Genomic DNA, 26,363 nt, shown 5'->3' on the forward strand with positions numbered 1-26,363 from the left:
ATAGCACGTTCTGCCGATAGATCCTCAGAGTAATCATTCCGTCAGTTTTAAGTTAATACCTGTTAAAGTTTAGCGAAATTGTAGTCATTCGTGCACGATTAAATTCGTGCATTGCGTTGATGACAAATGGATAGATAGATTTCCGCCTGCGAAAAAATCCTCAGTGAATAACATCCTGAGGAAGCATTTCCACTCACAGTAGCTTATTAACTGAAGAGCATACATTGAACCCTATAATGCAGGCTTAATACGACTTAGCGCCACACGGACTTCCTTGCGGTAAAGGGAGCGACATCAAAAACGCTGGAGCAGCCTGAGTCGCGCTGGCACCTGGTCCTGTAAACGCTCTGAAATATCAGCTATGTGTGGCATGCTCAGCAGACGGCGGTACGCCTCTGTACCGGTTTACTCACAGCCTGTCCACTTTTTCTGTGGATAACTTCAGCCTGAAACGGGGCTGTCGTATCAGCCGGGGACGTCGGAGTCGGCGATCTGCTCCATAAATTCTACCATCGCCCCTTTATGCGCATCGACATGCCGGATATAGCGCATCAGGGTTTCCGGTTTTTTCCAGGTGCCTTCCTGCATAATCCGCGCAATCGGATAGCCTTTATCCGCCATATCCTGGGCTGCGCCGACCCTGGCACTGTGGCCACTCCAGCCGGTGTAGCGATTTTTATTGGCTTTGATCGCTCCACATTTTCCGGCGATGTCCCATGCCCGGCTGAAAATCTGCTCCAGTGCCCGCGTGCTCATTGGTTTTTCCATAATCTGAGCCCGCCCGGATCGATGCACGGCACAAAACAGATAGGCATCAGGATGGGCGGCCAGCCCGGAGACCTCCATCCACTCCTCCAGACGCTGAGTTGAACGACTGCTGAGTGCCTTAATCAGTCCACCGGTCTGCACAACCGTTTTTGTCCACGCAACGTCCAGGATGATTCGTCCATCAGCGGCACGCATGACATCGCGTACCCGTAATCGCGACAGCTCACTGATACGTAACAAAGTGGCATAGGCGACATGCAGGAAAGCCAGGTCGCGAAGCCACTGCGGGTTATCAGAACCTGACCACCGCTGATCAAGCAGCAGCAGATCGCCTAGTCTGAACGGAACCGCCTGGCCCGCCCGTTCGCCGTTTATCACTGCCACCCGGTTTATTTTCTTCATCGCACGAAAAACCAGTGGTGAGGCGTTGGGAACAGCAAGACCTGCGTTACGGTGTAACATCGAGATCAGTGCAGCGTGGGACGTGACGGTTGAAGAAGCCCGACCGCTCTCTGCCAGAAAGGCGAGATAGTCGCGAAGATCCTCTGCGCTCATCGGCAGAAAAGTGCGCTGATTATCTTCTGACCATTGATGACAGATCCGCATAACGCTGATCAGTTGTCGCCAGGTATTGGGAGAGAAAGCCTCTTTATCCTGAACGAACTGTCTGAGCCGTTCAGCGATATCACTATTCCGGGTCACCGTCAGGTTCGTTAGTGGTGCTGATTTACGCATTTTTGCTCACTTATTAACCTGCAATGCCAGCGATCGCGCTACATGAATTCTGAGAAGTTTGCAGGGCCGTAACCCGGCAGAATTTACGTAGCGTTGCCATTTTCGGGTACGCTTTTGAGGCGCTGTTTATGATAACCCGATGTCTGGTTGCTGTCATGACTTCGTATAAGAACAATTATACGAAGTCAGCTTTCGGGCTCTTAAAACTATCCTGCTGAACGTGTGGAGGAGGGAAGGTGAGGGATCGTGCATCTGCGCACATTTCAGTGAACAAACTATAAACAGCGAGATGGTAAAATTGGGGTTTTATACAAAACCGTATTCACGCTTTTAATAAAGATGATTAATTATCTGCGGAAATAATCGCTTAATTCTTTCATCCCTGCAGATGCGACAGGAGCATATGTTTATCACATTCAGGTGCAAAACGTGCTTACGCATCACCCCTTAAATTAAAGGTCGCTATCTGCATTCTGAAGCTATCACTGCTTTTAATACTTAACATGTCGCACACCATGCCAGTATAAAAAACTAACTTAATGAAAAAGGCGGGGCTTATAACTAAATCAAGCATACATCCAGATTTAAGTTTCAGGATTAGCATTTAATGCGCTACTTTCTCATTCGTGTTCGGGTGGTTTTTTTATATTTCCTTCTTAATTAGTGCAGAACCGGAGCGTTTACGTAAAAAATTTCTGTTATTTCGTGGCCAGACTGACGGACTCGTCATTTGCTGCCACCCAGGTTCATCGTGCCGATCCTGGTGATTATCTTATCCAGGACCGTATATCACTTCCTGGCGTAAAGGGATAAATCCGATGCGGTGAATACCCTGAGTGACGAAGCGGAAAAAAGGCGCGTAATATTTCTTTATAACGTCGTTAAGCACTGGTTGTAAGTCAGGTCACTGGTGGACCACGACAATCACTCTTGACAAAAATCAGGAAAAAATAATGAAAGCAAAATTTCTGGCCTTGTGCCTTATAGGTTTATCCTGTGCGCCTGCTGCTGCACTGGCAAAAAATTCAGTCACCTGTGTTAAAACGACTGAGCAGGATATTGCTACTCTTTTTGATAAATGGAATGATTCTTTGTCAACCGGAGACGCGACGAAAGTGTCGGAGCTGTATCTCAGCGATGCGGTTCTGCTGCCGACTATCTCGAACAAAGTGCGTCTGACTGATGAGGAGCGTGTTGACTATTTCAGGGCGTTCCTTAAAAAGGGGCCGACCGGTAAAATTAATTCACGCACAATCAGGATTGGATGTAATAAAGCGATCGATACCGGTGTTTATACCTTTAGTTTTAAAGATAATTCACACGTCACCGCGCGTTATACATTTACCTATGTCTGGGATGGACAAGAGTGGAAAATTTCTACGCACCACTCTTCAGCTATGCCAGAAAAATAAATATCCGTCTGGTGTGACAAAAAGCCCCTGAGCACTAAGCTGCAGGGGCTTTTTTTATCGGTCAGAAATAACCTGAGAAAAATAAAGAGTGACGCTGCACAGAACAAAAGGCCCCGGTGTCAACTATCCGCTGACCGCCGCACTTAGCCCGGCAGGGCGGTGCCTGAAAGAGATAACGCGTCATTGATTTTCCGTTAGCGCCGGGCAAATTTTCTGTGCTGTGAGGCGTCGATGTCTGAATTATCTGAACGGACTGCCTGCAGAAGGTGTTACGAGATTCGGCATCCGGCGCATACCGGCGGCATAAACGGGTTACTCTGCACCATATTTAACATAATTAGCATTGTGCGATTTAATTTGTCATCAGGTTAACTGGTTTCTTTCTCTAGTCTGATAACGTCAGCGTTTATGCCAGCCTTCGTAAACAGTTGCTCAGATTAACAGATACTGTTATTCAGCTTATGACAGGCAATTTAATTCTGTTTCTCTGCGTTAAATCTGCTGACATTTAAGCTTATCTCTTCACTGACTGAATAGATTTCTGGCGCGGTCTGTCCCGCGATCGCAATAGCTCAGATGCGGCTCATTCAGGCAAATCAGAAATTTCTCTGGAAAAGGAATCATCAGTGCAATAGACCCATGACTGCCAAATAAAAATGCCTCACTTTAATGTGAGGCATTTTCTTGTTGCTGAACAGAATACTTATTTGAAATTGCCGTTCACAAAGTTGTTCAGGAACTGGGTGGCGATAGCATTGACAGAATCAGGATCATTCCAGCCCAATACTGCACCCAGGATAGAGCCACCGATAATCCCGATAATCGGACCAACGATAACGCCAACAAGCTGGCCGACGACGCCTACACCCAGCAAACCACCCTGATCGCCACCGTGGATACCGCCATAGGCTGCACCTGCCGCGAAACCGGTAGCGCCCAGAAGAATCGCGCTGCTCACTGCACTCCAGAAGCCCGCACCCGAAACCTCATTAATTTCCATCACATTCAATTCACGCATTTTATTATACCTTAAATAAATTTATTCCTGAAGACGGAGAAAATGTCAGGTTAATGAGCATTTTGACTTCCGACGCGGAGAATAATGCATTTTTAGAGGAACAATTAATATAGAATTAATTCTAAATGTGCCGGGTAATTAACACACTACCCTGGAGAGGGTGTTATAAGTGTGTCAGCTTACAACAAGCTGAATTTTTTATTAGTTAAAGATTTAAGGCACGCTGTATTGCAGCCTGGATTAGCCTCATTTGGTGACTACCTGATTAATGAGACAACCTCAAATTTCAGGTGAAGCGATCGGCAGGTTATCCGCTTTTGATACTGCTTGCGGCCATTCTCCGCTTTAGCTCTCCTTGAGGAATCCCTCAGGATAACCTACCTTCTGTCATTATTCCTGACGCCGCACCCTTCAGATGCGGCAACGCAACCGGAGGTCAGATGACCCACAGCCATCCTTCTACCCCCTGCAGCGGCACGCTGTTTTTTGATGTTAATGAAACTCTGCTGGATACGTCAGGACTGAATCAGGCGGTGGCGCAGCGGCTTGGTAACAGGCCTGAGCGCGCCGAAGCCTGGTTCACCTCGGTGTTACATCATTCGCTGGTCGGGACCGTAACCGGCAGCTTCCACAATTTTGGTGATATCGCCGAAGCCGTACTGGAGATGACCGCCGCGCGATACGGTATCACCCTGCCGGAGGAGGCAACGCCGCTGGCCGAAATCATCGCCGCGATGCCTGCTTATCCGGATGTGGCCAGAGGGCTGACCGCTCTGCAGCAGCAGGGATATACGCTGGTCGCGCTTACCAACTCCTCTGCCGCGCTGGCGGAAAAGCAGCTGAGTTCCGCCGGGCTGGCCCCCCTGTTCACCCGTATTCTCAGCGTGGAACAGGTTCAGGTTTATAAACCCGATCTTAGGGTCTATCAGTGGGCGATGAAGGAGATGGGCCAGTCCGCGTCTGCCTGCATGATGGTGGCGGCGCATGGCTGGGATGTCGGCGGGGCAAAATGTGCTGGGATGAAAACGGCCTTTGTCGCCCGCCAGGGCCAGGCGCTCTATCCGCTGGCGCCCTCACCGGATCGCGTCGTCGATGATATCGTTGCGCTGGCTGCAGAGATCACCCCGCTCTGCTGAGCCGCATCAATGGATGTGCAGCGGTGTAGTGCACACTCACTGTTCTGTTTCAAACGCCGATCTGACCGCCTCGACGATACGCTGGGAGGTGGCATCATCCTCAAACAGCGGGAAGTTTTTTTTCAGCTTGCCGGAGACCTGCCAGCCATTCTCCTTCAGCGACCGGATGATGCGGCTGGCATCCTGATCGGGCATCTCAACGACCTCCTTCAGCTGCTGCTGAGCACGCTGAAACAGAACGAGCACCCGCGCTTCGTCGGCCATTTCGGTTCGCACGGTATGCTCGATCACTCTGCCCGTATAGAGGACATGCTCGGTCAGATCGGGGTAGCGCCAGGCAAAGCGGGCATCCTCATAGTCGCTGAAAATAAAGTTGCTTCGCGTGCCGTCCTGATAGGTTTTCAGCTCGCCAAAACGGTAGCAGCCCGCATAGCGTCGCATCAGCTTCTTAGAAAAGAGATCCAGCGTACGATCGTAGCCGACCCGGAAATCCATTGAGCTGGTGATGGTGGCGGAGACCGGCAGGATCACGCCATCCGGTATTGCGCCATCCCGGTTCAGCGTGTCATTGATGAGAAATCGATGGATACGCCCATTACCGTCGCGCATCGGATGGATATAGACGAAACCAAACGCGATAACGCCCGCCCGGGCCAGCGGCGCGGCACCCTGCGTCGCCTCTTCAAAGGCTTTCAGGCCCCGCATAAAGCGCGGGACATCCTCATAGTGTGGCGCAATATAGTGGACGATATCTTCGCGCATCGTCGACTGTCCGACAAACACCGGTGAACGTCGCAGCCCCAGGCCCAGCGCATCCTGCCCGAGGATCCCCTGCTGTATGGTGTGCAGACTCTCTTCGCTGAGCGGATCGTCAAGCTGACCGCAATACTGTGCAATGACATGCGCAAAGCGCTGAATGCGATCACCCTGATCAGACTCTTTTTCAATCAGAAAACTGGCGCGCGACTCTTTAAACGTCAGCCAGCTGGCGGTGCGCATCAGGACATCTGTACCAAAGGCATTGTCCAGGTCTCTGAGTGCCTCGTTCAGATCGAAGGCGAGCGCCTGTTCCACGGCAGGCGTCCTGCGCACCAGCGGACAGAAATCTGCCGATCCCGGCAGGTTATCGTTTATGCGCCAGCGTCGGTTACGCTTCAGCGTGGTACGGGTGAGATAAGCGCCGGATGAAATCGCCTCGACATAACCCCCATTGCTCACATCAGGCACCTCCAGCAGGTTACCGGTCAGCCATTCATAGAGAAATCCGGCCCGGCGCGCATACTGGCCAAACGGCTCCTGACGGCACCACTGTTCCAGTGGTTCAGGTCCGATGGCCGTAAACAGCCGGGCAAAGAACTCAAGATGGATCTCTTCATATTTGAGGCCAAAGGCGAAGTGACCGGCAAAGGAATCTTCCGGCTGGTAGCCAGGCGGATAGTGATTTTCTACCCGCCCCTGACTTTCATGGCGGGATCGTACCGTGCCGATGGCAGACTGCACGCGCAAAGGCTGCGCCAGTTCAATAGCATAACGTTCGCGCAGCGCGCTGAAGCCGACCAGCATGAGGGATCCTTTATCAATCTATTTAAAACGATAATAAAAAGGATATTTATCATGAAAACGCTAATTACTCTATCAGAAAAGCGTTAATGACCGATCGGAAACGATAACAGAAAGTGAAAACAGTGCGAAAATATTAACCCGTCCTCCGTCAGGGTTTAATTACGATGCAGAGCAGGCCAGCGACAATCATCACCACACCGGCCAGACTCTGCCAGCTGAAAGCCTCCTGAAACACCGGCAGGCTGACAGCCACCAGCCACACCAGTACGTAGCTGAGACTCAGCAGCGGATAGACCCGGTTGAGGGGGAAAAAGTGCAGCGCCCGGATCCAGCAGAGCATCGAGACACCATAAGCCCCCAGCCCGGCCAGCAGCATCAGGGCGGGCAGGATAGCCACCGCAGGCAGCGACAGGAGGCTGCTGACATCGGGCAGCCGCGGCATCGCCCAGCGCATCATTAACTGCGCGGCGGAAACCAGCAACACGCTACAGGCCACCCATCCATACCCTTTCATAGCTGACTCGCCATCAGTGCCACTCCGGTAACCACCAGCAACGTGCCCGCGATCTGGCGCAGCGTCAGCCGCTCGCGCCAGATAAAGCGTCCGGCCAGCGCGACGAAAATGAAATTGAGGCTCAGCATCGGATAGGCCTGGCTGACCGGCACCTGCTGCAGCACCCGCAGCCAGAGAAGCATGGCAACACCTAACAGCAGCACGCTGAGGGCAATCCAGCTTAAGCGCCCCTGGCGTGACAGCATATGGGTCGCCTGCTTCTGGCAGAGCTGGGCGCTGCAACTGAGCAGGCTGACCAGCACAATCAGCAGCAGCATCATTTCATCTGGCTATAGTAGAGGCCAACCAGCCTGCCCTGACGATACACCGCATCCGGCACCGGGACCTCCTCGCCGATATCGCTGTGAACTGAATCGACCAGCAGCAGCAGTGACACGCTGCCCAGACGGCGATGCTCGTCCAGCCAGTGGCTGAAGTCCGCCGCAGAAACGAAGCGGGATTGCGCATCAGGATAGCTCAGCCCATATTCCAGCTCGCCTCTGGCGTCATAGAAACCGATATCGCTGCGGTGCAGATGCCACGCTGCGGCTGAGGCCACACCGGGGTTATCCGCGAGGATAAAGCGGCTGGCCGCCAGGCGATCACTCATAGCTGAGACAAAGCTCTGCGGTTGCTTAGCGTCGCGGATTTTTGCCGGGATAGCAGAGCCGATTAACAGCGCCACACCCAGCGGGCAAAGCGCCGACGCCAGCCAGCGGTGCCGGGAAGATCGGCAGCTGTACGCGCCCGCCGCGCCCCAGACCAGAAACGCCAGTGCCGCCAGTCCCAGCTTGAGTTTCTCCTGCGGGTCGAACAGCGGATGATGTGTCAGACTCCAGGGGGCCAGCACCAGCAGGACCGTCGCCACGGTCAGAATGCCAAAAATCAGGTTAATCCAGCCGTTGACGGTTAATGCCCGTCCTGCCCGTTGTGCCGTGTTCAGACCATAGTGCGCCATCAGCAGCGACAGCGGCACAAAACAGGGCAGGATATAGGTCGGCAGCTTGCCTTTTGCCACGCTGAAGAAGAGCAGCGGCATCACCGTCCAGCTCAGCAGATAGAGCGCGCCAGGGTGCTGCTGACGCTGACGCCAGCCGATCATTAACGCACCAGGCAGCAGGGCCAGCCACGGCAGCGTGCCGAGCAGCAGAATCGGCAGGTAATACCAGAAAGGCGCTTTATGCTGCGCATTCTCCTCTGCAAAGCGCTGAATATGCTCCACCCAGAAGAAGTAGTGCCAGAAATCGGGTGCCTGATGATGGATAGCCAGCGCCCAGGGAGCGCTGATCGCCGCTGCCGAGAGCAGCGCCAGCGGACCATAGCAGAAGAGTTCCCGCAGCCGCTGCCGCCAGATTGTCCAGGGCAGAATCGCCAGAACCGGCACCACCAGCGCCAGAAAACCTTTGGTCATAAAGCCCATGCCGCAGGCGAGGCCCAGCAGCAGATACCCCCCCGCGCGCCGGGCGCGGCCGCTGGCCTCCGTCGCCAGCCAGAAGCTGCACATCGCCGCTGCCAGCCAGAGCATCAGCATGGGATCAAGCACCGCATAAGTGCCGACACCGTAGACCAGCAGCGAACTGAGGAATATCACGCTGCCGACTACGGCGGTGCGTGCAGAACCAAACAGCCGCCTGCCGAGCCAGTAAATCAGTAGCGCGGTGACCGTCGTGGAGACGATCGATCCCGCCCGCACACCAAAATTGTTATGGCCAAACAGCCATTGTCCCAGCGAGTTGATCCAGTAACCGGCCACCGGTTTTTCGAAGTAACGCAGGCCGAAGAAGTGTGGCGTGATCCAGTTTCCGCTTGCCAGCATCTCCCGGCTGATCTCCGCATAGCGGGTCTCATCGGGCTGCCAGAGATCGCGGAACATCGGCGGGAGCAGGTAATAAAGGATAAAAAAGCTGAAAAAAAGTAACCACGTCGTGTTGTTACGTATCCGCACTAGTTCGCCTCTTCAGTGAGTTTCTGACAACCCAGCCACCCTTCCCGGCCGGCGATTTCTCCTCTGACAACCCGGCCCAGCGGCAGGGTGTTCAGATCGGCGGGCAGCAGCTCGCTTAACGGGCAGAACTGAATGCCGTGGCGGGCCGCCGCCGTCAGCAGCCGGTCAAAGTCCGGGGCGCCGATAATGCCTTCCACTTCAGCATGGATGGTGTAAACCGCCCCCTCATCCGCAGCCAGCATCTTCGCCAGAATATAGTCGTTGTAGCCTTCTGCGCTGACCTCGCGGCCAACCACTTCATCCCATGTCGGCAGCGTCACCGGGATCTGAACAGTGCCGATCTGTCCGTCCGGCAGCAGGGGCCGGAAGGGGCCGGTGCCGCGACAGTCGCTGTTATAGTGGAAGCAGAAATCCTGCTTGGCCGCGAGCACCCGGCCATCGGCGCGCCAGCCGGCCACCGCCGAGCAGCTGACCGGATGGCCCAGGATCTCACTCAGCGTCTCCGTTCCACGCGCGATCTGCTCAACCAGCTTATCCTGCGGCCAGACACCCGCCCACGTCTGCCAGGCAAAATGGTCCCAGGCGTGCAGCCCCATCTCGTGATAGCGGGCGGTATCCTGAATGATATGCCGCAGGCCGCGTCCCATCTGCTTGCCTGGCCAGGCCGTTCCGGCGAGCAGAATGTCCCAGCCATAGAGCGATGCTGCGCGGGAGCGCAGCATCTTGATGAGGAAAGCCGGTTTGATCAGCCGCCAGAGATGGCGGCCCATGTTGTCCGGCCCGACGCTGAAGAAAAAGCTGGCCCGCACCGCATGACGCTGAAACAGCGCCAGCAGCGTCGGCACACCCTGCTGCGTGCCGCGCCAGGTATCTACGTCAATCCGCAGACCAATCTTTTTCATCACTTGTCAGCCTGTTGCTCAATGGTACGCAGGAAGAAGTCCAGCGTATTGTCGATCGTGACATCCATCGTGACGGTTGGCGTCCAGCCGAGTAAGCGGCGGGCGTTGCGGATAGCCGGTTTACGGTGCTCCACATCCTGGTAGCCTTTGCCGTAGTAGCTGCTGCTCTCCACTTCGCGGAAACCGGCAAACGGCGGGAACTGACTGCGCAGCGGATGACGCTCGAAGCTCGACAGAAGCTGCTCGGCCAGCTCTTTGATACTGGCTTCGTTGTCCGGATTACCGATGTTGATGATCTGTCCGTCACAGTTCTGCTGCTTGTTTTCGATGATGCGGAACAGCGCTTCCACGCCATCCCGGATATCGGTGAAGCAGCGCTTCTGTTTGCCGCCATCAATCAGCTTGATGGGTGAGCCTTCCACCAGGTTCAGGATCAGCTGCGTAATCGCGCGGGAACTGCCGATGCGCGCCGCATTGAGGTTGTCCAGACGCGGCCCCATCCAGTTGAAAGGACGGAACAGGGTAAAACGCAGCCCCTCTTTTTCGCCGTAGGCCCAGATGACGCGGTCCAGCAGCTGTTTGGAAACCGAATAGATCCAGCGCTGCTTGTTAATCGGCCCCACCACCAGGTTAGAGGTGTCCTCATCGAAGCTGTCGTCCGTACACATGCCGTACACCTCAGAGGTGGACGGGAAAATGATACGCTTCTGGTACTTCACACAGTCGCGGATGATTTTCAGGTTCTCTTCGAAGTCGAGCTCAAAGACGCGCAGCGGATTACGGGTGTATTCGATCGGCGTGGCGATCGCCACCAGCGGCAGAATGACGTCACATTTTTTGATGTGATACTCAATCCATTCTGAGTGGATCGCGATATCCCCTTCCACAAAGTGGAAGCGCGGGTGATCGAGGAAGCGGCTGATGGCGTCGGAGCTGATATCCAGCCCGTAGACCTCAAAATGCTCATCCTGCAGCAGTCGCTCTGTAAGATGGTTGCCGATAAAGCCGTTGACGCCCAGGATCAGAACACGGGTACGACGCTGCAGAACGGATTGCGGTTTGGAATAGAGCAGCGCGCCCGGCACCATGCCTAGGCTCTGCGCCAGCTGGCTGCCGTTCATGTACACGCCATGCTCAGACTGCCCGGTCAGGATTTCAAGCGCGCCCTCACCACAGGCGATCAGGAACGGCTGTTTAGAGATCACCGTGCCAGGCTTCGCCTGATGCTGCTGAGGATGAACCTGGCTCTTCCAGACGATAAATTTGACCGAACCGGCAAAGGCGAACGCGCCAGGCCAGGGATCGGTGACCGCTCTGACCAGATTGTGGATGGCTTCGGCGGGCTGATTCCAGTCGATACGGCCATCTTCTGCCGTACGACGGCCCACGCGGGTCGCCTGGCTCTCATCCTGCGCCCACTCTGCGACGTCTCCCTGACGCAGGCGAGGCAGCACGTCGTCCAGCAACTGCTCCGCAGCCTGGGTCAGTTTACGGTGCAGCGTCAGCGCGTTGTCCTGCTCCGCAATGTCAACCTTCTGCTGAGCCAGAATATTCCCGGCATCGGCACGCTTCACCATGCGATGCAGCGTCACGCCCGTTTCGCGCTCGCCGTTCACCAGCGCCCAGTTCAGCGGAGCGCGGCCACGGTATTTCGGCAGCAGCGAGCCGTGCAGGTTAAAGGCCCCTTTTTCAGCACATTGCAGGATCTCATCGCTCAGCAGATTGCGATAGTAAAAGGAGAAGATCATCTCTGGCGCCATCGTGCGGATGCGGTCGAGCCAGATCGGATGATTTGCCTCGTCCGGTGCGTAGACCGGAATGCCGTGCTCTGCCGCCAGACGCGCTACCGAGCCGAAGAACGGATTTTCGGTCGCCACATCGTTGTGCGTAAAAATGGCGGTGATCTCGTAGCCTGCTTTCAGCAGTGCATTGATGCCGACACAGCCCATGTCGTGATAGGCGAAAACGAGGGTCTTCATGATTGAGTATCCTGTACTGAAGGCTCTTCAGGAGCCTGAACAATGCGTTGAACGAAATAGCGCGGACGCGCGCGAACATCGTTATAAATGCGCCCGATGTACTCTCCGAGCAGTCCCATACCCACAAACTGGGCGCCGATAAACATGAACAGCACAGCGAACAGGACGAAGACACCATCCCCCGCCCACGCCGCACCAAAGAAGAGTCGCAGGACGAGCAGCACCAGCGAGAAAGCGAAACCGGAGAGGGCGATCAGGCTGCCGACCACGCTGAGCAATCGCAGCGGCGTGGTGGTCAGGCAGGTCACCAGGTCGTACATCAGGTTGATGAGCCGCATAAAACTGTATTTCGAGTCACCAAAGGCGCGCTCGGCATGGATCACCGGCAGCTCAATCGTGTGACGGGCGAAAGTGTTGGCCAGAATCGGGATGAAGGTGCTGCGTTCATGGCAGTTCAGCATCGCATCGACGATGTGGCGGCGATAGGCGCGCAGCATGCAGCCGTAATCACCCATCGCTTTGCCGGTCACGCGCTGAATTAACCGGTTGAGCGTGCGCGAGGCCTTACGACGGAACCAGGTGTCCTGGCGCTGCTGCCGGACAGTGCCCACCACGTCATACCCCTGACAGGCGGCCTCGACCAGACGCGGGATCTCTTCCGGCGGATTCTGCAGGTCGGCATCGAGCGTAATGATCAGATCGCCGCGAACCTGGCTGAATCCGGCCATGATGGCGGAGTGCTGACCGTAGTTACGGTTAAGCAGCACGCCCTTTATCCGGCTATCGGGTACAGTGGCAGCCTGTTCGATCAGTTCGGCTGAACGGTCGCTGCTGCCGTCATCCACCAGCAGAATTTCATACGCCAGGTCGAGGGTGTCGCAGGCGGCGCCGGTGCGCTGTAACAGCTCCGGCAGACTCTCTTCTTCGTTGTAGACCGGGATCACCACGGAAAGCATATTAATAGGTTGAATATCGCGCATCTCAGGCTCCGGCAATGTCATGCAGAGCCTGAATCACACGCTCAACATCCTGATCCGTCATGGACGGGAACAGCGGGATCGAACACATCTGCTGACTGTTGCGTTCACTGGCGGGCAGCGACAGATCCGGATAGTGGTTGCGGTAATATTTATGGGTATGAGCGGCACGGAAATGCAGACCGCTGCCGATGTTTCGCGCTTTCAGCGCCTGCATCAGCGCATCGCGTGACAGGCCGCAACGCTGTTCATCTGCCCGGATAATAAACAGATGCCACGCATGCTCATGGGGCCAGTCGGGCAGTGACAGCGGCGTAAACGGCAGCGTGCGCAGCGCAGCCAGATAGCGTTCCGCAATCTCGCGACGGCGGGCGATAAAGCCCGGCAGTTTCTGCAGCTGCACCAGCGCGATCGCCGCGCTGATATCCGGCAGATTGTATTTGAAGCCCGGCATCATCACTTCCGCCTGCGGCAGCCGTCCCTGAGTCTGGCGATCGAAGGCATCGACCGCCAGGCCATGAAATTTCAGACTGCGAATGCGATCGGCGAGCGCGGCGTTATCCGTCACCACTAGGCCGCCTTCTGCGCAGGTGATGTTTTTGATGGCGTGAAAAGAGAATATCGCCGTGCCGCGATAGCCTATCGGCTGGCCATGATAGGTGGTGCCCACGGCGTGGGCGGCATCCTCAATAATGGCGATGCCATGCTGTTCAGCCAGCGCATAAATCGGGTCGAGATCGGCGGGGGCACCGGCATAATGCACCGGAATAATGGCGCGCGTCCGGGGGGTAATTGCCTGTGCAATCTGTTCCGGCGTCACCATCAGGTTGTCAGGATCGACATCAATCATAACCGGTGTGGCGCCGAGTAGCGTAATCAGGTTCAGGGTAGAGACCCAGGTCATGGAGGGGGTGATCACTTCATCGCCCGGCCCGATTCCCATGGCCATCAGTGTGACATGCATCCCCGCCGTGGCAGAGCTCACCGCAATGGCGTGCTGATTGCCGGTCAGCAGAACAAAAGCCTGCTCCAGTTCGGCGCATTTTGCTCCGGTGGTAATCCATCCCGACTCAAATACGGCCTTAACCGCAGCCAGCTCTTCATCACCGAACGAAGGGCGGGAAAAGGGCAAAAAATCCATGCTAAAACTCCTGCAGATCAAACCTATAAACTGTCGCGCGTTTTAATCAGGCACAACGCCGGAAAAAGGATTCAAATAGCGGTTTATTTACGCCCGGCAATTGTGTTATCAAACTCATACATCCCCGTTATGGAATTGAGGTTACCGAACTGCTAATACAAACTACCGCACGAAAGTTAACTGAACATTAAATGGATAGCGTGTATAACAATAAAATCAATGGGAAGTACATCAGGGATTTTCGAAAAAGTTCACTCACAGATTGCAGATAATCCCGCTTATCACCACTCTTTTTGTTTTATTGATAATGTGTTTATAAATCAGCAGATTTTACCGGTAACAGCCGCCGGAAAGGTGGCAGACGAAAAAGACCGCACCCGATACCGTGTTTCAGGTCACTGATTTTTATACGCCTGTCTGTGCCGGTGAGTCGCAACATGAGCGCCGGAAAGCAGCAGCATCGTGTGTGCCCGAAAGCCCCCCTTTAATACGAACGTCTTAATATAATCTTAATATTTACGATTATTCTTTTTATGACCTCACATGCATCGTCATTTTCTGGTGAAATGAGATGTCTCTCAGTTAATATCTTTCCAGTAAAATGTACCCGCAACGTAAAAACAGTGCTAAAAAATTGAATAGAATCGCGGAGTCAGGCGTTAACGTTGGGTCTGCCAGAAAAAGAGAAAATAGTGATGATACGTGCCGCCTGTTTATGCGCTCTGCTTGCCCTGTTAAGCCCGGTGATTTATGCCGCACCGAGGACCTATGCCATTATTCCGGATAAAACAACCATTGGTCTTTCCTGGCGTGCTTTCGGTCACGATTTTTCGCAGGCCAGGCTGCAGGGTGTAACCGGAACCGTGATACTCAATCCGGATGACGACCGTGATAACCATGTCGAAGTGAGTATTCCGGTCGGCACGCTGGTGGCGTCTAACAGCCTGCTCACCTGGCAGCTGAAGAGCGATCTGTTTTTTGATGCGGAGCACTATCCGCAGATTCACTTCGTCAGCAGCCGCGTCGTCGCGCTGGGTGGCGGTCAGTACCGGATTTTTGGCGTGCTGACGGTGAAAGATGTCAGCCGGCCGGTGATGATGCTCGCCTCGCTCGACAGCGGTGAGGCGATCGATCCGGCTTTACGCGCACTGGCTCTGCACGCATCGACCGCGATCTCCCGCACCGCGTTCCGGGTAGATCGGCTGGTCGGGGTGGTCGATGACCGGGTGAACATTGCGCTGGCGATTGCCGCGCAGGTAAACGCCCCGCTCCGCTGAAGGCGCAGCCAGACTAGGCGAGCGCAGCCTGCAGGGTGGTAGCGATGGCCGCCAGCTGGTGAGCCGGATTGCGGCCAATCAGCACATACTGGAAGCCATTCCGGTTCCACCAGGCCAGCGCCATTCCATGCCGCTGTTCACGCGCAATCGCCTCCCGGCCATGCGGGGCCGGTGAGATACAGAGCGCCATCGGGCCGTAATCCGCGTGCAGCCAGGCGATCTGCGCGATTGATGTCCGTTCATAGCGCAGGATCCTGACCATTTTCAGTTCAGCCCCCGGCAGGCGCAGCTGCTGCGGGTGCAGCTGTAAGCCTAAATCGAGCCGGGTCCGGTCCAGCCCCTTCTGCAACAGGGCGCCATCATCCGGCAGATCGGCCAGCGTTTCAGCACTGTAAAGCGACATATAGCGCGCTTCCAGATCGCGGATATTCTGGCTTTCATCTTCCCTCTCTTCGCCCGGTCTGGCCAGCAGACCGATGCCGCTGCCCACCAGCAGAAAACTCAGTGAAGCGGCAATCAGGGCGCGGCGGCTATAGGTTCTGGCAGGTGCCGGTGGCATGATGGCCGCCAGTCGTTCGGCCATTCTGGCCTGTGGCGCCTGCTCCAGCAGCGGGGCAAATGCCTGCCCGAAGTCGAGGCTGCTTTGCCGGAACTGCTCAACCCGCCGGATCAGTTCGGGATCACCAGCCAGTGCCTGTTCAAACTGTCCGGCTTCCTGCGGCGTCATCTCACCATCCAGCCAGGCGACAATGGCTTCATCGCGCCAGGGTGGCGTAAACGTTTCTCTGCTCATCGCCGTTTCTCCAGCGGTGCGGGCGCGATCGACGGCTGCCTGGCCAGTGTGGCCCGGGCGGCGGCCAGACGGCTCATAATGGTGCCAATCGGGACGCAGAGCGTTTCTGCCGCCTCCTGATAGGTCAGTCCTTCAACGTAAACCAGAAACAGCGCATTACGCTGCGCCTCCGGTAAGGTGTTAACCTGCTGCATAATGCGCCTGAACTGGCGGTTATCATCGCTGAGAGCGTGGGTGTCACTGGCCAGCAGTACATCGGGGTCGGCAAATCCCTGCCCCTGGCGGACCTTTCGCGCCCGCAGATCGCTGATCCAGATGGAGTGAAGGATTGAGAAGAGCCATCGATCCATGCGGGTGCCTGGCGTGAACTGCGCGCTGCGTTCCAGCGCGCGTACGCAGGTTGACTGCACCAGCTCTTCTGCCAGGTCACGATCGTGTGACAGCACATAGCCGTAACGCCAGAGCCGGGTCAGGTGCTCTGCGAGATGGTGACGGATGTCGCTGTGAGTGATTTTACGCTCCTCCCTGCCGGATCAGACCTCAGGATGGCCCTGAATGGCGGCCTGCAGATCGCGATACTCCTCGCACTCTGTGCCACAGATGCCGGCAATCGTTTTCAGCTGCTCGCGCGCCAGATCCGGACGCCCTTTGATCAGCCAGGCTTCACCCAGATATTCACGCACCTTAGCGTAACGGGGATCGAGTGCAATTGCGCGCTGATAATAGCCTATTCCTTCATCCGTGCGCCCCAGCTTACGGGTGGCATAGCCACGATAGTTCCACGCTTCACGGGTATCGGGATTTTTCAGCGTATCCAGCAGGTTCAGCGCCGCCTGATACTCACCCTTTTTCGCCAGATGATACGCGTAGCGCGTTTTATCGCTGTCACTCAGCCTGCTGGTCTTTTCGGGCACGCAGCTTTTAGTCTGACTGTCATAGACCTGGCCTTTAGGGCAATCGGGCGTTTTTTTCTCGCTGTCGTTATCGCCCATCGCCATGCTCAGCGGCGCGTGCAGCATCAGTAACAGTGCCGGGACAGCAAACAGAGAAATACCAGAGCGCGTTGTCATCATTTATCCTCATCGGGGCTGTGGGGCAGACGCTGACGCCTGCCGGATACCGTGCGCGGTTGCAGCACTCTGTAGTAAACAGCTCAGCAGCGATTTCTATTCGATAAAAACAGCACTATTTTTTTCAGCCTGCCTGGCCCGACTGCAATTGCCCTTCTTCTGGCAGAAGGCCATGCGTGAGAAACCGCTTCAGTTCAACGACCTCAGGGCTGACGTATCCGTCCCTGCCGCAGGCTGAGCGCCGTTCAGCGTGTCGTTATACAGCGCCCTGACACCGCTCATTCAACATTTAAAACTAAATTATTTGTAAATTTCAAAATATAAATCTATATGCAGTCCCATTAATATTTTAAAGTTTCACCGTAAGTGCAGCCTGTTATTATTTTTCTGAATATGAGAGGACAAAGACGTGCAGATGCCTGAAGCGACGTTTGCCTGCCGTGCCGATTACCGATAAATCAGCCGACCAGGAACATGGCGTTGTGATTGCCCGGACGACGAAAGATTACTCCGTCATTAAAAATTGGCGGCTATAAAAGTTGATAAATACTAATCAGAATCGCGATTTTAAGGGCGATCCCCCCCGGCCTTTCACATTCAGAAAAGGCGATGCTACATTCTCACCGTTTTGAAACAACGGTATTCGGGGTGTCTGTACAGCGTCATGTGACCACCGGGTTATTCTGCAACGCCGGGCATCCGTCGCAGAACCTGACTGATTTTTGAGAGTCTGATTTGGAATACGAGTCATTGCCGGTGCGTACCCGAACGGAAAGAGTGCTGTACGCGGTTATTTTTGAAGTCGTCGCTAATATTCTGGTTTTTATTATTCTGATGATCTGGGCCTCGGCTGCGCCTGCACAGTCAGCACTATTAACCCTGGCCTCATCTACGCTGGCGATGGGATGGAACTATCTGTTCAACCTGATGTTTGACAGCGTTCAGTTGCGAGTCGGATTTAAAAAAAACGGCTGGATACGCTGCCTGCATGCCGTTTTGTTTGAGGCGGGGCTGCTATGGGTGTTAATCCCCTTTGCCGCATGGTGGCTGGATATTTCGCTGCTCGCTGCGCTGAAACTGGAATGTGGCCTTGTGATCTTTTTTCTGGTTTATACGTGGCTGTTTACTCTGTTATGGGACTATGGTCGTGCTGCGCGCAGCAGAAGCTAGCCGCTTCAGGCCTGCGAATTACGCTTAGCTTCGATGAGTAAATATGAATTCACACTCTTCCATCTGATCGTTTCATTGAGATCTAAAAGGCAATCACAGACATCTGATGCCTTAATGGTGAGAGTGAACAGAAATATCGGCTGTCAGGAGTCACATTATTTTCTGATGGTTTAGATATTACCGCGAGTCAGCTTAGCCAAAGTGAAGACCGCGCTTCAGCTCATTTCTACAGGTTAAATTCAGCAAAATTTTATGAATAAAGTCTATTATCTGAATAAATTAAGAAATTGCCCGTCAACCGATATTCTGGAGATCGTAACCAGTTACATGCGGAAAAAACTGCCTTCTGATGATCTCTCCTCTTTCGAAGGGGCGTATGATCATCGCAAAGCGGAACTGATTATGAATGAGACTTACAGCGAAGTGCCGGCTGAAGTATGGCGGCTGGTGTGCTGAGTAGGGGTTGCGCTGCATAAAAAAACAGAGCATCACGCTGAACAGCGGTGATGCTCTGTGTTTAAAGCGCGGTATCAGAAATGCCAGGCCAGACCGACCTGACCGCTGTAATCCGTCTTAAATGTTCCGCCAAAACTGCTCTCAATGCTGGTGATGAGCGAGAGGCCAGGCGCAATCGCTCCCTGCACTCTCACGCTGCTGCGATAACGGTTGTCAGACCAGGCGCTGTAGTGACGGGTTGATTGCCGGTCCGAGAGCGTGGTGGTCGAACCGTTTTTGCCCGGTGAATATTGATACTCAATACTCGCGCTCAGATTGATCGCTGGCATCCAGGAACCCAGTCCGTGTTTCTGCGCCATAATCCCGGTTGTGGTGAAATAAGGCGTTGATGAACTTAGCGAAACATCGGCATCTTTGCCTTTGAGCGTATAGCCGGACATCACACCGCCATTGACGCCCACGTAAGGTGAAATAAACAACGTATCGCCAGCCAGCCCGAACCGGTAGCCGCTGCGCAGACTGCCAGCGAGCATATGGCTCTCTTTCCTGATGCCGCTGATGTTCAGCGTCGGATCCAGCGATAACGTCTGGCCGAGATAGAGATAGCGACTGGCCGCATCGATAAATCCCCCGCTATCAGACTGCCAGGCATAATAGAGGCCGACTGTACCCAGCCGGTGTTTTTCATGGCCCTCCCCTTTCACCTCACCCTGGGTGTAGCTGGCGCTGATACCTGCAGTCTGCGTCTCACTGCGGGTATCCCAGCCGATATTCAGGGTCTGCTGAGGGGTTTCCAGCCCGAGAAAGCGGCCTTTCCGCTGTTCAATAGAAGCCCATGAACCTGGGCTGTCTGGTGAGGCGCGCAGAGTGTCGGTGCGTTTATGTAACTGGCTGACAGCTTCGCTAAATATGTACTGACGTGATGCCATCAGGGCACGCGTGCGCTGGATCAGTGGCTGATTATCGTAAATAGTGAACCAGTCATCCGGGTTAAAAGCCGCTTTCCGTGCTTCCTCTTCGGCTTTTTTCCGGGCTTCCGCTTCTGCTTTTGCTTTCTCATTAGCTTCGGCTTTTTCTTTTGTTTCTGCCTCACCTTTCGCCTTTTCTTCAGCGTTTACTGCAGCTCCGGCTTCGGTGTTTTCGGCGGCATTCGCATTCTCAGCCTCCTGGTTTTCTGCTGGTGAAGAGGGAGCGTCAGGATCAGCCGTGACGTCCGGTGCAGGGGTCGCTTCGGGCTCCGGTGCTGGCTCAGGGGTTACCTCAGGCACTGGCTCAGGCGCTGGTTCTGGTTCAGGCGCTGGCTCCGGGATCGGTTCGGGCGCGGGCGTTGGTTCCGGCGCTGGCTCTGGTACCGGGGTCGGTTCGGGCTCGGGGGCTGGCACTGGCTCAGGCGCGGGCGTCGGTTCCGGCGCTGGCTCTGGTAACGGAGTCGGTTCGGGCACGGGGGCTGGTTCAGGTTCTGCCGCTTTGTTACTTTTGAGCACCCACTTCACCCGGTCGCTTTCCTCTTTCACCTGATAATTGGGCGTGTAAATGCTAAAACCGCTGTAACGGTCTGCAAAAGCGAAGTAACTGTGCGGAGTGCCCGCCGGTGCATCGACCATCACCAAATCCTGCGTCAGTGCAACCTGCTCTTCGTTGCCAATCAGCAGACTGACATCCAGCAGATTGTCGCTGCCTGTCGCCTTATGGTTAATGGTGAGCCTGTCGCTTTCCAGCGCAGACGGTTTAACGCCTAACGCCAGGTTCATCCCGGTCGCATCCAGCGTGTCGACGTTCAGATTTTTAGCGTACCAGTTACCCTCAGGCACCATGGAAAGCGTCGACCCGCGCTTCGCCAGTAACGAGGTGACATGACTGTTGCCTGTCATCATCCAGTTGGCATTTGCATCCATTGTCATCATGCTACTGCTGGCACCGGTCACGGCACCCTGGTAGTTCACTTTACCCAGGTAGAGTGACGCGTTGTTGCCCAACGTAACATCGCCGTCGACTTCACTGGCGGGCAGCTTTGCCAGTGCATCTGCATGGCGGACTGGCTGACTACAGCTGACATCACTCGTATAAATCACGGAATAGCAGCGCCAGCTTTTCTCCACCTTCCGCTGACTGTCGTTATAACCAAAAGAGAGCGTGGCTGCGTCCGCCGCAGTGACATTCGCTTTAACCCCCGCATACTCTCCTACCTGAAGATGAGCGCCTGCCCCCACATTGATATGATCGGCGGCAAACAGGGAGGTGTCCCAGTCATCATCAATGACGACGCCGTTTGCATGCGGAACCGGCTGACCGGAGAGAATCACCGTGCCATTCTTAACATCAAGAATGCCATTCAAATTCATCCCGCCCGTCAGCGCCAGAAGCGCGGTAGTATTGCGCGGCATGATATTAACGTTCATGACGCCATTAAGCCTCTTTTTCAGCGTCTCACCCAGAAAGCCGCGGAATACCTGAACATTCAACTGTGTCAGCCGATGATCGATGGCCTTATCAGGATCGGTGCCGAGATAAGTCCAGGTAGACGTCGACGATTTATCCGTGGGGTAATACCAGTATGATGTTTTATTTAACTGAAAATACTCGGTTTCTTTGGTGTAGGGATTGTTATACACATAGATGGAACCGGGTGTACCTTTAGGATTACTACTCTGAAAGGTGTTAAAGGGGACGTCTGCCGCGCTGTATCCCGTAATGTTTAGGGTGGATGAGGAATCGCGATGGTTAACCAGCCTGGCGCCATCATCGGTATGGTTGATTTTTTTAACGCTGACTGTGTTGCCGTTCAAATCCAGGCGGCCACCACGATAACCAAAATAGATTTTATCGACAGAAATCTGACCCGGATCATTCAGCACAACAGTAGGCCGACCGCTGACCACGGTTATCGAAGAGAAAGCCCTTTTTTTGCCTTTGGCATCGGCACGCTGATCCAGAATCACGGTCCCATCACCCACGTTCAGCGAGCCCGGGTTTATTCCTTCGGCATTCACATGCAGAGTGCCCGCGCCGATTTTATGCAGGGAGTCGCCGGCTAATCCATTAACCTGCCACAGAACTTTTTTATCCTTATCCACGTCCACACCACCGCCTGCCCAGGTAGCATTGATGCCTTCGGCTGAGGTCAGCGTGTAATCATTCGAAAACTGTAATTTACCCGCACCCAGGTTTACCGGCGTGTTCAGTGAAATCACGCCACCTGCCCCATTGAACCGGAGATCTTTAGTCGCATCCAGTTCACTGAGGGTGGCGACAGAAGGCGCTGAACTTTCATACTTCTTAGCCAGTCCCTGCCATGTCCAGCTCTTCGCGTCCTGCGTAATAGCATCGCTGCCCCAGTTGATGAGCGCGTGGGGATCGCTGTCCGTCACATCTGGTGAGGTATTAGCGGTCTGAACGGAATTGACAAAATCTCCCTGAATATAAATGGCTGTTGCACGCTTTAAGTAGAGGCCGGCATCTCTGTCATAGCCCTGATGCACCGCGACAAGCTTCCACTGCTTTTCAACAGAATCGTACGCAAAAACCGGGCTGCCGCTATCGCCGCCATTGGCACCGATAGAGAGCGGTGTCGTGTCGGGATCGTCAGGTCCCAGATTGTAGTAGCGCAACACGCTGTTATTAGAAGTTTCGCGTACGCTCTCCGGGCTGATTGTGCCGCCTGACTTCCATTTATAGGCATTAGCCAGATGCACACGTTCTGTCTGGTCATCGTTAATCTGTTCCTGTGTTCCTGTGCCCAGGCGTGTATACCAGGCGTAGCGTGATTTGAAATCGGTCCGAAAGTCCGCTTCTGCGGCATAGTTATAGGGAACCGCCTCCGTTACCACCTTATTCAGACGCGGTACATGAAAATCTTTTGCACTGTCCTCATTGCGATTGATTAGCTTATATGTGGTGCTGTACGAAGCTCCATTGCCAAATGATACCGTTTTATAGCCGGTATTATGTTTCACACTGACGATATAAGAAGGAGAGATCAGGGTGGCATACCCTAAACTGGCGACCCCGCCAAAGTCCGGCATGGGAAAATCAAGAGTGCCAGAGAGAGAGCCCTTCTTGTTGTAGACGGGAATATTCTCCATGCCGACTCTATATTTCCCCAGGTTTTCAGCAAAATCACGATACTGCTGAACATCAATATTGTTGAGCATGATGCCAGCATAAGATTTGGTGCAGATAAAGAAGGTGCAGCAGATCGCTGCGCTTCCAAAGTGTCTCAATGGTTCGCCCCCATAAAAATCTTATCTTTTAAGAAATCCCTTAATTAATTGAATTCTTAATTCGGGGCAATGCTTAAATTATCGCAAACGCTCTTTATAAATTGATGCAAATCAAAGAACACACTTTCAGCCCTTTAAAAGAGCAACTAAAATATTGTTTTACAAGCAAATATAAATAAAAAATCAAATCGGCACGGATATAAATATTTAATAAAAAATCAAAAGCAGTACTTATAAGGCAATGTCAGATGAGCTTTAAATAAATCAGAGAAAACATCTGATGCTAAAAAAATTATTATTATTCGGTGTAAATGTCCTGGCCCACCCGGAGCTTATATCCCGGAGGATGAGTCTGAATCTGATCAGACAAAAAAGCGCCAGCCTTCATCATCAGGTTACGCTGGCATCAGGCCAGCCGGATAGCATAGATCCGGCGTCCTGTTTTTCTGACTTCTGAGCTGTAGATCAGGTGGGGGTATCAGACTCCAGATCAGGGCTGACCGTGCGCTAGCAGTTTTTATTGATGCTGGAGAATAAGAGCAGTGTGCTGAAGAGATCCCGCTCGCGGGCAACAGACAGAGACAGAGCCTGGGAGTTATTGCGGATGATCACGATGGAACAGCGCCCACTGCTCAACGCGTTCACCATCAGGCAGCAGACAGTAGTGTGTACTATCACTATCACCTTGTGCTGATGACTGTATCAGCTCTCCGCCGCGCTGGAGGCACCACACGCTGGCCGGATTACGCATTGCCAGTCTCTGTTGTCCGTCGCTGTGCGGTGCACAAGCCTGAAGGATAAGCACCATCAGCGAAAGAGTGATTAACCTGATACCTGTTTGCATAGAAGCCTCTTAGTCAGCATAAACCTGAATCGTAAAGCAGAAATTAACTGTCCTGCCAACACTGACGATCGTAAAACCGTCCAATGCCGGGACTACAATAGCCAGCATTTTATTTTCAGCGCATGACAGGCCCCTCAGCTTTATCTTAAATCAAGCATAAGACATTACGTTTAAACAGCCATTTAACAGGGCTATTTTAATTTTATTACCCAATAGATATCCGGCCCAGCCGTCCATTAATAACAAAATGATACTGAACATTCACAAACTTAATCAGAAAATTCGACATCAGCCCGGCTGCCATAACCGGAATTGCATTATGGCAAAAAGCAGCTCTGCCATGCGTTGCAATTCTGTTGCGGGCACTCAGACAAATCAGCGCATCAAATCGCGGTCATTATCCTCATGGTTTTAGCTGGAAAGGGTAAAAGCCAGCAGCGCTGGCTTTTGGTTATCGGCTCGCAGGCGTCAACCTGCGATATAACTCTGCTCCTGCTCACTCATCAGGCAATACAAGTTAAGAGTGATTTTTCCAGTAAACTTCATGCTGCGTTGAGGCAGAAGGATGCTGCTCAGCCGCAGATGAGAAATAATTACCGTAGATATAGCTAAAAAGTAAAAAAACAATGCCCAGCAGAATGCCAGTAACAATACCAAAAGGAAAAATCAGCGTCCTGTTTCCTTTCTGTTCCTTTTTACTCATGAAAAGATTCCGGTTATAACTGTAAAATTTTTGTTACTTATAGCGCAACGCTTGTCATTAGAGATGACTGTCCTTAATTTACACTTCAGTTGAGCAGATCACGCCTTTATAAAGCTCAAGAAGAGAGATGTCGTTAATAAACGCATTGAACTCCATGTCTCCGCGAAGAGAAAACTTTTTCATAACATTATATTTATGTGCGTAGATGGTCTTGGCAGACAGATCCAGACGCTTTGCAGTCTGCCTTACACTGTAGCCTTTTTTCAAAAAACTCAGCACCTGCAGCTGAACGACAGTTATTCGGGCAAAATCACAATGCACACAGTCTGATGGCTCAAAACCCCGCACCCTATCCTGCAGATTAAGCCAGGCATGCAATAGCTTTCCTGCTATTTTTTTTACCGGGTCAAGACGAGAGACCACAACGAGAGATCGATAACATAAAGGGAGCTGTTCCATAATAATATCTTCAGACTCATCGACAAAAACTATTATGATGCTCCCGGGTTTGCGATCACGATATGCTGGCTGGCACATATAAAGACGCCATTGCGAAACGTTGATCAGGATAAAATCTGCTTTCTCCAGACACTGTCTGTCAGATCCTGATAAAAATTTCACTTTAGCATCAGACTGAAGTGCCTCCTCAATTACTTTTGAAATGCCTAGTCTGAAGAAGTAGTTCTCATCTGTACAAAAAACTTTAAAATCCATTTTTTCCCTTAGGCATCTCAAAAATAAAATATAATCAGGTGAATTTTCCGTTGATCAAAACCAGCTCACCTTTTTCTTTCAGTTCTTTCAACACTCTGCAAATGGAGCTTTTCGAAAGATGCGAACTGTGCTCTATCAGATACAGCGCTGAGAAACGTTTCTTAAGATGTGGTGGCAGCTTTTTCCATCGACCAATTAAAGAAACAACCTCATCGTGTGAATTACCTTTTGGTAATTGGATGTAGCTCATCAGGTCTGAATATTGCCCCGACAGAATAGACATAGCATCATTGAAAATGTCTTTTTCAAAAATCAGACGCCAGAAGACATCATAATCAATGTAACTGATCTTACCGTAATCAATCCTTTCAAGATAAACCGGCGGCTCATCCAGCGCTGGCGTAACGCCCACAACAAAGGGAGCAGACAGGATATTCAGAACCTTATTTTCACCTTTTATTTTGAGCAAAAAATCGCCATCAAGAATGAACATAACACGCCGTACATTATCTTTTGTTAAATGATAACGGCGCTTACCTCGTGAAATCTCATCCGGATTGGCAACCTGTGCATATTCTGCTAAGGCACTGATAACTCGCTCATGATTTTCAGTCACTCTATACATAATAATCAACTCAATCTGACTAATACAAAATCAGTATTAGGAATAAATTTAATAAAATCTGTTTGTAATAGTGTCTTCTTTCGCCTGGTGTACTGCAAAGCTTTACTCGCCTCCAGAGTTCGAGCAAAATAACGTTGTTATGGGTTTCACTATAATAAAACCACTGCAGTAAAATTCAATACCACAAACAGGCAAAAAGGAAGCCGATAAAACCAACAATTGACATATCAACCAGATTTTACACCTTATAAAAATCAATTAATCAGCATATCAATCCAGGATGTGGCGACTTACTGATAGTGTTATAATTATTTTCTAAAAAAGGGAATATATCATTACCATTTGCAATCCAATGTTATAAT

At 52.8% G+C, this 26,363-nt stretch carries 23 protein-coding genes; 5 read left to right on the top strand and 18 right to left on the bottom strand.

Going from position 1 to position 26,363, the window contains the following annotated elements:
* Nucleotides 1–465: 465 nt before the first annotated feature.
* Complete coding sequence (locus ACNY69_RS19370) at nucleotides 466–1,503, bottom strand: tyrosine-type recombinase/integrase (protein ID WP_111138305.1); 1,038 nt, start codon at nucleotides 1,501–1,503, stop codon at nucleotides 466–468.
* A gap of 953 nt (nucleotides 1,504–2,456) precedes the next feature.
* Here ACNY69_RS19370 and ACNY69_RS19375 point away from each other — a divergent pair.
* Nucleotides 2,457–2,915, top strand: coding sequence for an SgcJ/EcaC family oxidoreductase (locus ACNY69_RS19375; protein WP_111138304.1), 459 nt, complete (start codon nucleotides 2,457–2,459; stop codon nucleotides 2,913–2,915).
* 703 nt (nucleotides 2,916–3,618) lie between these two features.
* Here ACNY69_RS19375 and ACNY69_RS19380 read toward each other — a convergent pair.
* Nucleotides 3,619–3,933, bottom strand: coding sequence for a colicin V synthesis protein (locus ACNY69_RS19380; RefSeq protein WP_418799650.1), 315 nt, complete (start codon nucleotides 3,931–3,933; stop codon nucleotides 3,619–3,621).
* 440 nt (nucleotides 3,934–4,373) lie between these two features.
* Here ACNY69_RS19380 and ACNY69_RS19385 point away from each other — a divergent pair, with 440 nt between their 5' ends.
* Complete coding sequence (locus ACNY69_RS19385) at nucleotides 4,374–5,069, top strand: haloacid dehalogenase type II (RefSeq protein ID WP_111138302.1); 696 nt, start codon at nucleotides 4,374–4,376, stop codon at nucleotides 5,067–5,069.
* Nucleotides 5,070–5,105: 36 nt separating this feature from the next.
* Here the strand turns inward: ACNY69_RS19385 and ACNY69_RS19390 are convergent, their stop codons facing one another.
* From ACNY69_RS19390 to arnB, 8 genes are all read right to left on the bottom strand, one after another.
* Nucleotides 5,106–6,632: a Fic family protein gene (locus tag ACNY69_RS19390; RefSeq protein WP_111138301.1), complete on the bottom strand. Its 1,527-nt coding sequence runs from the start codon at nucleotides 6,630–6,632 to the stop codon at nucleotides 5,106–5,108.
* Between the two features lie 148 nt (nucleotides 6,633–6,780).
* The gene (gene arnF / locus ACNY69_RS19395; RefSeq protein WP_111138300.1) at nucleotides 6,781–7,146 is read right to left on the bottom strand and encodes a 4-amino-4-deoxy-L-arabinose-phosphoundecaprenol flippase subunit ArnF; all 366 of its coding nucleotides are present in this window, start codon (nucleotides 7,144–7,146) and stop codon (nucleotides 6,781–6,783) included.
* Entirely contained in the window at nucleotides 7,143–7,463 is a 321-nt protein-coding gene (gene arnE / locus ACNY69_RS19400) for a 4-amino-4-deoxy-L-arabinose-phosphoundecaprenol flippase subunit ArnE (protein ID WP_367396402.1), read from the bottom strand. The genes arnF and arnE overlap by 4 nt, the downstream gene beginning before the upstream one ends.
* Nucleotides 7,463–9,130, bottom strand: a complete 1,668-nt coding sequence (arnT, locus tag ACNY69_RS19405; protein ID WP_418799655.1) for a lipid IV(A) 4-amino-4-deoxy-L-arabinosyltransferase — start codon at nucleotides 9,128–9,130, stop codon at nucleotides 7,463–7,465. The genes arnE and arnT overlap by 1 nt, the downstream gene beginning before the upstream one ends.
* A complete protein-coding gene (arnD, locus tag ACNY69_RS19410) occupies nucleotides 9,130–10,032 on the bottom strand; it encodes a 4-deoxy-4-formamido-L-arabinose-phosphoundecaprenol deformylase (protein ID WP_111138297.1) in 903 nt (300 codons plus the stop codon). The genes arnT and arnD overlap by 1 nt, the downstream gene beginning before the upstream one ends.
* Nucleotides 10,032–12,011 (bottom strand): bifunctional UDP-4-amino-4-deoxy-L-arabinose formyltransferase/UDP-glucuronic acid oxidase ArnA, encoded by a 1,980-nt coding sequence (gene arnA, locus ACNY69_RS19415; protein WP_367396390.1) that lies wholly within the window; start codon nucleotides 12,009–12,011, stop codon nucleotides 10,032–10,034. Before arnA ends, arnD begins: the two co-directional genes overlap by 1 nt.
* A complete protein-coding gene (arnC, locus tag ACNY69_RS19420; protein WP_111138295.1) occupies nucleotides 12,008–12,991 on the bottom strand; it encodes an undecaprenyl-phosphate 4-deoxy-4-formamido-L-arabinose transferase in 984 nt (327 codons plus the stop codon). The genes arnA and arnC overlap by 4 nt, the downstream gene beginning before the upstream one ends.
* A gap of 1 nt (nucleotide 12,992) precedes the next feature.
* Nucleotides 12,993–14,129, bottom strand: coding sequence for a UDP-4-amino-4-deoxy-L-arabinose aminotransferase (gene arnB, locus ACNY69_RS19425; protein WP_418799659.1), 1,137 nt, complete (start codon nucleotides 14,127–14,129; stop codon nucleotides 12,993–12,995).
* A gap of 695 nt (nucleotides 14,130–14,824) precedes the next feature.
* Between arnB and ACNY69_RS19430 the strand changes: the two genes are divergently transcribed.
* Complete coding sequence (locus tag ACNY69_RS19430; protein WP_418799730.1) at nucleotides 14,825–15,406, top strand: YceI family protein; 582 nt, start codon at nucleotides 14,825–14,827, stop codon at nucleotides 15,404–15,406.
* Nucleotides 15,407–15,419: 13 nt separating this feature from the next.
* On the opposite strand, the gene ACNY69_RS19435 is transcribed toward ACNY69_RS19430, so the two are convergent.
* From ACNY69_RS19435 to ACNY69_RS19445, 3 genes are all read right to left on the bottom strand, one after another.
* Complete coding sequence (locus ACNY69_RS19435) at nucleotides 15,420–16,199, bottom strand: anti-sigma factor family protein (protein WP_111138293.1); 780 nt, start codon at nucleotides 16,197–16,199, stop codon at nucleotides 15,420–15,422.
* Complete coding sequence (locus ACNY69_RS19440; protein WP_233498939.1) at nucleotides 16,196–16,645, bottom strand: sigma-70 family RNA polymerase sigma factor; 450 nt, start codon at nucleotides 16,643–16,645, stop codon at nucleotides 16,196–16,198. Before ACNY69_RS19440 ends, ACNY69_RS19435 begins: the two co-directional genes overlap by 4 nt.
* Before the next feature lie 87 nt (nucleotides 16,646–16,732).
* A complete protein-coding gene (locus ACNY69_RS19445; RefSeq protein WP_111138291.1) occupies nucleotides 16,733–17,269 on the bottom strand; it encodes a tetratricopeptide repeat protein in 537 nt (178 codons plus the stop codon).
* 756 nt (nucleotides 17,270–18,025) lie between these two features.
* Here ACNY69_RS19445 and ACNY69_RS19450 point away from each other — a divergent pair.
* Together ACNY69_RS19450 and ACNY69_RS19455 are read left to right on the top strand one after the other, a co-directional pair.
* Nucleotides 18,026–18,439 carry a PACE efflux transporter gene (locus ACNY69_RS19450; protein WP_233498944.1) on the top strand — a complete coding sequence of 138 codons (414 nt, stop codon included), beginning with the start codon at nucleotides 18,026–18,028 and terminating at the stop codon, nucleotides 18,437–18,439.
* 252 nt (nucleotides 18,440–18,691) lie between these two features.
* Nucleotides 18,692–18,895, top strand: a complete 204-nt coding sequence (locus ACNY69_RS19455) for an Hha/YmoA family nucleoid-associated regulatory protein (RefSeq protein WP_111138289.1) — start codon at nucleotides 18,692–18,694, stop codon at nucleotides 18,893–18,895.
* A 74-nt stretch (nucleotides 18,896–18,969) separates the two neighbouring features.
* On the opposite strand, the gene ACNY69_RS19460 is transcribed toward ACNY69_RS19455, so the two are convergent.
* The 5 genes from ACNY69_RS19460 to ACNY69_RS19480 all read right to left on the bottom strand — a co-directional run bounded on the left by ACNY69_RS19460 (nucleotide 18,970) and on the right by ACNY69_RS19480 (nucleotide 26,001).
* The gene (locus tag ACNY69_RS19460) at nucleotides 18,970–23,115 is read right to left on the bottom strand and encodes a S6 family peptidase (protein ID WP_418799663.1); all 4,146 of its coding nucleotides are present in this window, start codon (nucleotides 23,113–23,115) and stop codon (nucleotides 18,970–18,972) included.
* A gap of 595 nt (nucleotides 23,116–23,710) precedes the next feature.
* Nucleotides 23,711–23,959, bottom strand: coding sequence for a putative hemolysin (locus ACNY69_RS19465; RefSeq protein ID WP_111138288.1), 249 nt, complete (start codon nucleotides 23,957–23,959; stop codon nucleotides 23,711–23,713).
* A gap of 517 nt (nucleotides 23,960–24,476) precedes the next feature.
* Complete coding sequence (locus tag ACNY69_RS19470) at nucleotides 24,477–24,662, bottom strand: hypothetical protein (RefSeq protein ID WP_367396386.1); 186 nt, start codon at nucleotides 24,660–24,662, stop codon at nucleotides 24,477–24,479.
* A 78-nt stretch (nucleotides 24,663–24,740) separates the two neighbouring features.
* Nucleotides 24,741–25,376 (bottom strand): helix-turn-helix transcriptional regulator, encoded by a 636-nt coding sequence (locus ACNY69_RS19475; protein ID WP_111138286.1) that lies wholly within the window; start codon nucleotides 25,374–25,376, stop codon nucleotides 24,741–24,743.
* 34 nt (nucleotides 25,377–25,410) lie between these two features.
* Nucleotides 25,411–26,001: a transcriptional regulator gene (locus ACNY69_RS19480; RefSeq protein ID WP_111138285.1), complete on the bottom strand. Its 591-nt coding sequence runs from the start codon at nucleotides 25,999–26,001 to the stop codon at nucleotides 25,411–25,413.
* Nucleotides 26,002–26,363 lie beyond the last annotated feature (362 nt).

Source organism: Pantoea graminicola (assembly GCF_048452665.1).
In the GTDB taxonomy this organism is placed as follows: Bacteria; Pseudomonadota; Gammaproteobacteria; order Enterobacterales; family Enterobacteriaceae; genus Pantoea.

Excerpts from the sequence above, each read along its gene's own strand:
- ACNY69_RS19480 (WP_111138285.1), bottom strand. The coding sequence starts at position 26,001 with ATGTATAGAGTGACTGAAAATCATGAGCGAGTTATCAGTGCCTTAGCA.
- ACNY69_RS19470 (WP_367396386.1), bottom strand. The coding sequence starts at position 24,662 with ATGAGTAAAAAGGAACAGAAAGGAAACAGGACGCTGATTTTTCCTTTT.
- ACNY69_RS19380 (WP_418799650.1), bottom strand. The coding sequence starts at position 3,933 with ATGCGTGAATTGAATGTGATGGAAATTAATGAGGTTTCGGGTGCGGGC.
- ACNY69_RS19375 (WP_111138304.1), top strand. The coding sequence starts at position 2,457 with ATGAAAGCAAAATTTCTGGCCTTGTGCCTTATAGGTTTATCCTGTGCG.
- arnE (WP_367396402.1), bottom strand. The coding sequence starts at position 7,463 with ATGCTGCTGCTGATTGTGCTGGTCAGCCTGCTCAGTTGCAGCGCCCAG.
- ACNY69_RS19385 (WP_111138302.1), top strand. The coding sequence starts at position 4,374 with ATGACCCACAGCCATCCTTCTACCCCCTGCAGCGGCACGCTGTTTTTT.
- arnF (WP_111138300.1), bottom strand. The coding sequence starts at position 7,146 with ATGAAAGGGTATGGATGGGTGGCCTGTAGCGTGTTGCTGGTTTCCGCC.
- arnC (WP_111138295.1), bottom strand. The coding sequence starts at position 12,991 with ATGCGCGATATTCAACCTATTAATATGCTTTCCGTGGTGATCCCGGTC.
- ACNY69_RS19475 (WP_111138286.1), bottom strand. The coding sequence starts at position 25,376 with ATGGATTTTAAAGTTTTTTGTACAGATGAGAACTACTTCTTCAGACTA.
- arnD (WP_111138297.1), bottom strand. The coding sequence starts at position 10,032 with ATGAAAAAGATTGGTCTGCGGATTGACGTAGATACCTGGCGCGGCACG.
- ACNY69_RS19435 (WP_111138293.1), bottom strand. The coding sequence starts at position 16,199 with ATGAGCAGAGAAACGTTTACGCCACCCTGGCGCGATGAAGCCATTGTC.
- ACNY69_RS19430 (WP_418799730.1), top strand. The coding sequence starts at position 14,825 with ATGATACGTGCCGCCTGTTTATGCGCTCTGCTTGCCCTGTTAAGCCCG.
- ACNY69_RS19390 (WP_111138301.1), bottom strand. The coding sequence starts at position 6,632 with ATGCTGGTCGGCTTCAGCGCGCTGCGCGAACGTTATGCTATTGAACTG.
- ACNY69_RS19445 (WP_111138291.1), bottom strand. The coding sequence starts at position 17,269 with ATGACAACGCGCTCTGGTATTTCTCTGTTTGCTGTCCCGGCACTGTTA.
- ACNY69_RS19465 (WP_111138288.1), bottom strand. The coding sequence starts at position 23,959 with ATGCAAACAGGTATCAGGTTAATCACTCTTTCGCTGATGGTGCTTATC.
- arnB (WP_418799659.1), bottom strand. The coding sequence starts at position 14,129 with ATGGATTTTTTGCCCTTTTCCCGCCCTTCGTTCGGTGATGAAGAGCTG.
- arnA (WP_367396390.1), bottom strand. The coding sequence starts at position 12,011 with ATGAAGACCCTCGTTTTCGCCTATCACGACATGGGCTGTGTCGGCATC.
- ACNY69_RS19455 (WP_111138289.1), top strand. The coding sequence starts at position 18,692 with ATGAATAAAGTCTATTATCTGAATAAATTAAGAAATTGCCCGTCAACC.
- ACNY69_RS19370 (WP_111138305.1), bottom strand. The coding sequence starts at position 1,503 with ATGCGTAAATCAGCACCACTAACGAACCTGACGGTGACCCGGAATAGT.